Origin of the sequence: Melaminivora alkalimesophila, assembly GCF_000282995.1 — a bacterium.
Classification (GTDB): Bacteria; Pseudomonadota; Gammaproteobacteria; order Burkholderiales; family Burkholderiaceae_C; genus Melaminivora; species Melaminivora alkalimesophila.
Genome location: NZ_ALEE01000048.1, coordinates 1 through 5698, shown reverse-complemented (window position 1 = coordinate 5698; position 5698 = coordinate 1). Strand labels below are relative to the sequence as shown.

Here is a 5698-nt window from a genome sequence, read left to right as displayed (position 1 = left end):
CCCGCCGCGCCGGGGGCTGGCTGGACGTGAGCAGCCAGCCGGGGCGCGGCACCTCCATCATCGTCTCCCTGCCGCTGCCCGCACCGGCGACGGCGCTACCATCGCCTCCGGACGCGGAGCACGCAGCCCCGCGGCAGGCAACGACAGGAGGAGGAAGCGAGCCGTGATCCACGTGGTGCTGTGCGACGACCATGCCGTGCTGCGGCGCGGCATCCGTGACACGCTCGTCGAGTCGCCGGACATCCGCGTCACGGGCGAGGCGGGCAGCTACCAGGAGCTGCGCGAGGTGCTGCGCAGCGCGCAGTGCGACGTGCTGCTGCTGGACCTGCAGCTGCCCGGGCGCAGCGGACTGGAGGTGCTGGCGACGCTTCGCGACACGCACCCACACATCAAGGTGCTGATCGTCTCCATGTACCCGGAGGACCAGTACGCGCTGCGCGCCATCAAGGCCGGGGCGCAGGGCTACGCCAACAAGGCGGGCGATCCGTTGCAGCTGATCACCGCCGTGCATACCGTCATGCAGGGGCGCAGGTACCTGACGCCCGAGGTGGCGCAGCTGCTGGCCGACAGCCTGGCGCAACCCACGGCCGAGCTGCCGCACGAGGCCCTGTCCGAGCGCGAGCTGCAGACGCTCATCAAGATCGCCTCGGGCCGGCGCCTGTCGGACATCGCCGAGGAGCTGATGCTCAGCCCGAAGACCGTGAGCGTGTACCGCGCGCGGGTGCTGGAAAAGCTCAAGCTCAGCAACAACGCAGAGCTCACCGTGTACGCAATCCGCAACCAGCTGGTGTGAGCGCGCCGGCGGCGGGCATGTTCAGCCGAACAGGTCGATGGCCTGCTGCAGCAGCGTGAGCATCGGCTGCTCCAGCGTCGGCAGGGTGGCCGTGATGCCCAGCAAGCCCACGGTGAGCGTGACCGGAAAGCCCACGGCGTAGATGTTCATCTGCGGCGCCACGCGCGAGATGATGCCCAGCGTCAGGTTCACGAACAGCAACATCGCCACCATCGGCAGCGCGATCCACAGGGCGCTGGAAAACAGCGCGGCGCCCAGTTCGTGCAGGCGCATCTGGCCGACCGCCGCCAGCCAGTGGCCTTCGACGGGGAAGCGCTCGAAGCTTTTCACCACCGCCATCAGCACCATCAGGTGGCCGTTGATGACCACGAACAGCAACAGCGCGATGTTGCCAAAGAAGCGCGCCACGGCGCTGACCTGCGCGTTGCTCACCGGATCGAAGAAGGAGGCGAAGTTCAGCCCCATCTGCAGCCCGATGACCTCGCCCGCCAGCTCGACCGAGGCGAACACCAGCCGCACGGCAAAGCCGATGGCCACGCCGACGCCCACCTGTTGCACCACCGCGCCGAAGGCCTCGCGGCCGTTCACGCTGATGACCGGCTGCTCGGGCAGGGCCGCCTGCGCGCACACCGCCACCAGGAAGGCCAGCCCGATGCGGCTGCGTACGGGGATGGCGCGCGTGGAGAACACCGGCGCCACGGAGAACAGCGCCAGCACGCGCAGGAAGGGCCACAGCACCGGCGACAGCCAGGCCATGAGCTGGGCTTCGGAGAAGGTGATCAAGGCCGGCCCCGCCGCCCGCCGCTCCGCCCCTTCAGCCGACCACGCCCGGGATCGATTCGAGGGTGCGGCGCAGGAAATCCACCAGCGTGGTGAGCATCCACGGCCCGGCGATGGCGAAGACGCCCATGGCAGCGACCAGCTTGGGCACGAAGGCGAGCGTGGCCTCGTGGATCTGGGTGACCGCCTGGAAGATGCTGACCGTCAGGCCCACGGCCATCACCGTGCCCAGCACCGGCAGCGCGATCATGAGGAGCATGGTCAGCGCGTCGCGTCCCATGGTGAGTACGAACTGGGCGGTCATGCGAGGTCCCTGTTGAGAAGGTTCAGCTGCCGAAGCTCGCCGCCAGCGAGCCGATCAGCAGGTTCCAGCCATCGGCCAGCACGAACAGCATCAGCTTGAAGGGCAGCGCCACCAGCACCGGCGAGAGCATCATCATTCCGAGCGACATCAGGATGCTGGAGACCACCATGTCGATGATCAGGAACGGGATGAAGATCATGAAGCCGATCTGGAAGGCCGACTTCAGCTCGCTGGTCACGAAGGCCGGCACCAGCACGCGCAGCGGCGCGGTCTCGGCCGTCACCTCCGGCTCCAGCTTGCCCAGGCGCGCGAACAGCGCGAAATCCGATTGGCGCGTCTGGCGCAGCATGAAGGCGCGCATCGGGGCCTCGGCGCGCTCCAGGGCCTGCTCGAAGCTGAGCTCGTTGTTGGTGTAGGGCACGTAGGCGTCCTGGTAGACGCGGTCGAGCGTCGGGCCCATGACGAACAGGGTCAGGAACAGCGACAGGCCAATGATGACCTGGTTGGGCGGCGCGGACTGGGTGCCGATCGCCTGGCGCAGCAGCGACAGCACGATCACGATGCGCGTGAAGCCGGTCATCATCAAAAGCACCGCCGGCAGGAAGGACAGTGCCGTGAAGAACAGCAGCGTCTGGATCGGCACCGAATAGCTGGTGCCGCCCGGGCCGGAGCCAATCACCAGGGGCAGCGTGCCCGCCGCCGGGGTGGCGGCACCCGGGGCCGCCTGGGCCCAGGCGCCGCCCGCGCCGCCGGCGGCCAGGAGCGCCAAGGCGGCAACGATGCCCCAGCGCGCGCGGCGGCAGACTTCAGCCATGGTGCGCCGGCTCCTGCGCCTCGCGCGCCGCCGCCATCTCGCCGGCGAAGTCGGTCGCAGGCAGCACGTGCAGGCAGCTGACCTGCTGCGCCGTCACGCCCAGCACCAGCACCGTGCGCCGGTGCGCCGGCCCGACCTCCACCGTGACCACGCGCTGCTGCGGGCCCACAGCCACGGCCGAGAGCACGCGCGAGGCCGCGCCCGCGGCGCCGGGCAACAGGCCCAGCTGGCGTTGCTGCAACCGGCGGATCAGCCACGGCAGCGCCGACAGCGCCGCCACGAACAGCACCACCACCAGCAGCGTCTGGGTCATGCCCATGCAGCGCCCTTCCGCTCCACGCTCAGCCCCGGCTCACGCGGCGCAGCCGCTCGGACGGCGTGACCACGTCGGTCAGGCGGATGCCGAACTTGTCGTTCACCACCACCACCTCGCCCTGGGCGATCAGGTAGCCGTTGACCAGCACGTCCATGGGCTCGCCGGCCAGCGCGTCCAGCTCGACCACCGAACCCTGCGCCAGCTGCAGGATGTACTTGATCGGCACCTTGGTGCGACCCAGCTCCACCGACAGCTGGACCGGGATGTCCAGCACCATGTTGATGTCGTGCACCGTCGGGTCGACCGCGGCCGCCGAGGGCCGCACGGCCTCGCCCGACAGCGGCCCGCCCTGCTCGGCGTCGAGCGTCTCGTGGGCGCGCGCGTCGGCGCTTTTCTGCTCCTCCAGCGCCTCGGCCCAGCCGGCGAAGGGGTCGTCCTCGGCCCCGCCCTCCTGGGGCGGCAGGTCGTCGTGGTCGTGTTCAATGGCCATGCTTGTCTCCCAGCCAGCTGGCGTCCGCGGTGCGCAGGCACTCCTCGATGCGGATCGCGTACTTGGCGTTGTGCGTGCCGTACTGGCACTCGAACAGCGGCACCCCGCCGATGGAGGCGCGGATGCGCGGCTCGCGGTCGAGCTCGATGAAATCGCCCGGCTTCATGGCCAGCAGCTGCTCCACCGTGGCGTCGGCGCGGGCGAGTTCGGCCACCAGCGTCACCTCGGCCGCCTGGATCTCGCGCGTGAGCACCTTGACCCAGCGCCGGTCGACCTCGATGGCGTCGCCCTGCACGCTGGAATACAGCACGTCGCGGATCGGCTCCAGCGTGGCGTAGGGCATGCAGATGTGGATCGCCCCGGCCAGGTCGCCGATCTCCAGCTGGAAGGCGGTGGAGACCACGATCTCGCTGGGCGTGGCGATGTTGGCGAACTGCGGCTGCATCTCCGAACGCTGGTAGGCGAGCTCCAGCGGGTAGATGCCCTGCCAGGCTTTCTTGTATTCCTGGCAGATGACCTCCACCAGGCGGTTGATGACGCGCTGCTCGGTGGCAGAGAAGTCGCGCCCCTCGATGCGCGTCTGGAACTTGCCGGTGCCGCCGTAGAGCGTGTCGATGATGCCGAACACCAGCGAGGGCTCGCACACGATCAGGCCGCTGCCGCGCAGCGGGCGGATGGCGACGATGTTGAAGTTGGTCGGCACCACCAGCTCGCGCAGGAAGGCGTTGTAGCGCTGCACCGAGACCGTGCCCACGGAGATCTCGGGGCTCCTGCGGATGAAGTTGAACAGGCCGATGCGGAAGTTGCGGGCGAAGCGTTCGTTGACGATCTCCATCGTCGGCATGCGCCCGCGCACGATGCGCTCCTGGCTGGAGATGTCGTAGTCGCGGATGGCGCCCGCCTCGATCTCCTCCTTGACGGTCTTCTGGCTCTCGCCCGTGACGCCCTCCAGCAGGGCATCGACCTCTTCCTGGGACAGAAAGGAATCACTCATGGATCGGGTCTCCGGTCACTGGATGATGAAGCTGGAGAAATGCACCTGCCGCACCGGGTTGTCGTCGGCGCGCCGGCGCGGCGGCTCATCGTCGTCGTCCCCGTCGTCATCGTCGCGGCGCGACGGGCGCTTGCGCGGCTTCGGCACGGTGTAGCCCAGCGGGCGCGCAACCTCGAGGCGGATGTCCTGGGCGAGTTGCTCCTTGCCCTCGCGCGTGAGCAGGTCGTCGGTGGTGCGCTGCGAGACCAGCAGCAGCACGCCGCTTCGGATGCTGGGCATGTAGGCCTTGACCTGGTCGGCGGTCTTGGCGTCCGCCAGCTCCAGCGTGATGCCGATCTGGGCGAAGCGGTCGCCGCCCGGGTCCGCCAGGTTGACCACCATGTTCTCCATCGGCAAGAAAGTGGGCGGCGCCTTGGCGGCCGCGCTCGCTGCCGGGCGGCGCGGCGCCTGGTCCGCGTCCTCGTCGTCCAGGGCGGCCTGGCGCTGCGACGCCAGGAACCAGGCTGCCGCACCGCCCACGAGCACGACCAGCAGCACGGCTGCTGCCAGGAGGACCAGTTTCTTGCTTTTGGCAGGAGCGGGGGCGTTCTCGGACACGACAGGGCTTTCCGGCGCTCGGCGCGCGCGCAAACGAATGGGTGGCTGGGCGGTGCCGGCGGGCGGCACTCACCTGCTGATGGACCGATTATTGGCTTGGGGCCCGATCCATGATAGCCAGAATAAAAGCCCGAAAGCTCCCCGTTTCGGGGGCTTGCGCCCCCGGGCGGCGTCAGGCGTAGACGTCCACCGAACGCTCGCCGATGCCGCGCCCACGCGGCGCCTCCGGTCGGCCTTCCGCCCCTTCGGGGGCGACCGCGCGCACCACGCCCTGGCGTCCGGAGCTTGCAGGGGCAGCGTCCTGCTCGCGCGCACTCCTGCCGCCCGCGGCCTGGGACGACACCGACATGCCCGCCAGCTGCAGGCCCTGCTCCTGCAGCAGGGTGCGCAATTCGTCGCTGCCGGCATCGAGCAGCTGGCGCGCCTGGGCATCGTCGCTGCGCAGGTGGACATGGGCCTCGCTGCCCCGCAGCGCAACCTGCACCTGCACGGCGGCCCCGTCCCGCTCGACGGTCAGGGCAGCGTTCTGGATGCCCTGGTGGATCCAGTGCGTGATGCGCTCGGCCAGCAATGCCTCGGCGGCCTCGCCGTCCAGTGGCAGCCCGGCAGC

9 protein-coding genes are annotated in these 5698 nt (G+C 69.6%); 1 reads left to right on the top strand and 8 read right to left on the bottom strand.

What is annotated here, in order from left to right; genetic code table 11:
- The first annotated feature begins 163 nt into the window (after positions 1-163).
- Positions 164-793, top strand: a complete 630-nt coding sequence (locus A612_RS00480) for a response regulator (RefSeq protein WP_019372661.1) — start codon at positions 164-166, stop codon at positions 791-793.
- A gap of 21 nt (positions 794-814) precedes the next feature.
- Here A612_RS00480 and fliR read toward each other — a convergent pair whose 3' ends face one another.
- The 8 genes from fliR to A612_RS00440 form a co-directional block, all read right to left on the bottom strand.
- Entirely contained in the window at positions 815-1576 is a 762-nt protein-coding gene (fliR, locus tag A612_RS00475; RefSeq protein WP_019372660.1) for a flagellar biosynthetic protein FliR, read from the bottom strand.
- A gap of 31 nt (positions 1577-1607) precedes the next feature.
- Positions 1608-1877, bottom strand: a complete 270-nt coding sequence (gene fliQ / locus A612_RS00470) for a flagellar biosynthesis protein FliQ (protein ID WP_019372659.1) — start codon at positions 1875-1877, stop codon at positions 1608-1610.
- A gap of 22 nt (positions 1878-1899) precedes the next feature.
- Positions 1900-2691, bottom strand: a complete 792-nt coding sequence (fliP, locus tag A612_RS00465) for a flagellar type III secretion system pore protein FliP (RefSeq protein ID WP_019372658.1) — start codon at positions 2689-2691, stop codon at positions 1900-1902.
- Positions 2684-3004, bottom strand: a complete 321-nt coding sequence (locus A612_RS00460) for a FliO/MopB family protein (protein WP_040435322.1) — start codon at positions 3002-3004, stop codon at positions 2684-2686. Before A612_RS00460 ends, fliP begins: the two co-directional genes overlap by 8 nt.
- 28 nt (positions 3005-3032) lie before the next feature.
- Positions 3033-3497 (bottom strand): flagellar motor switch protein FliN, encoded by a 465-nt coding sequence (gene fliN / locus A612_RS00455; protein WP_019372656.1) that lies wholly within the window; start codon positions 3495-3497, stop codon positions 3033-3035.
- Entirely contained in the window at positions 3487-4491 is a 1005-nt protein-coding gene (gene fliM, locus A612_RS00450) for a flagellar motor switch protein FliM (RefSeq protein WP_019372655.1), read from the bottom strand. Before fliM ends, fliN begins: the two co-directional genes overlap by 11 nt.
- Before the next feature lie 15 nt (positions 4492-4506).
- Entirely contained in the window at positions 4507-5088 is a 582-nt protein-coding gene (locus tag A612_RS00445; protein ID WP_019372654.1) for a flagellar basal body-associated FliL family protein, read from the bottom strand.
- Between the two features lie 172 nt (positions 5089-5260).
- A partial coding sequence (locus tag A612_RS00440; protein ID WP_019372653.1) for a flagellar hook-length control protein FliK occupies positions 5261-5698 on the bottom strand: 438 nt, incomplete at its 5' end.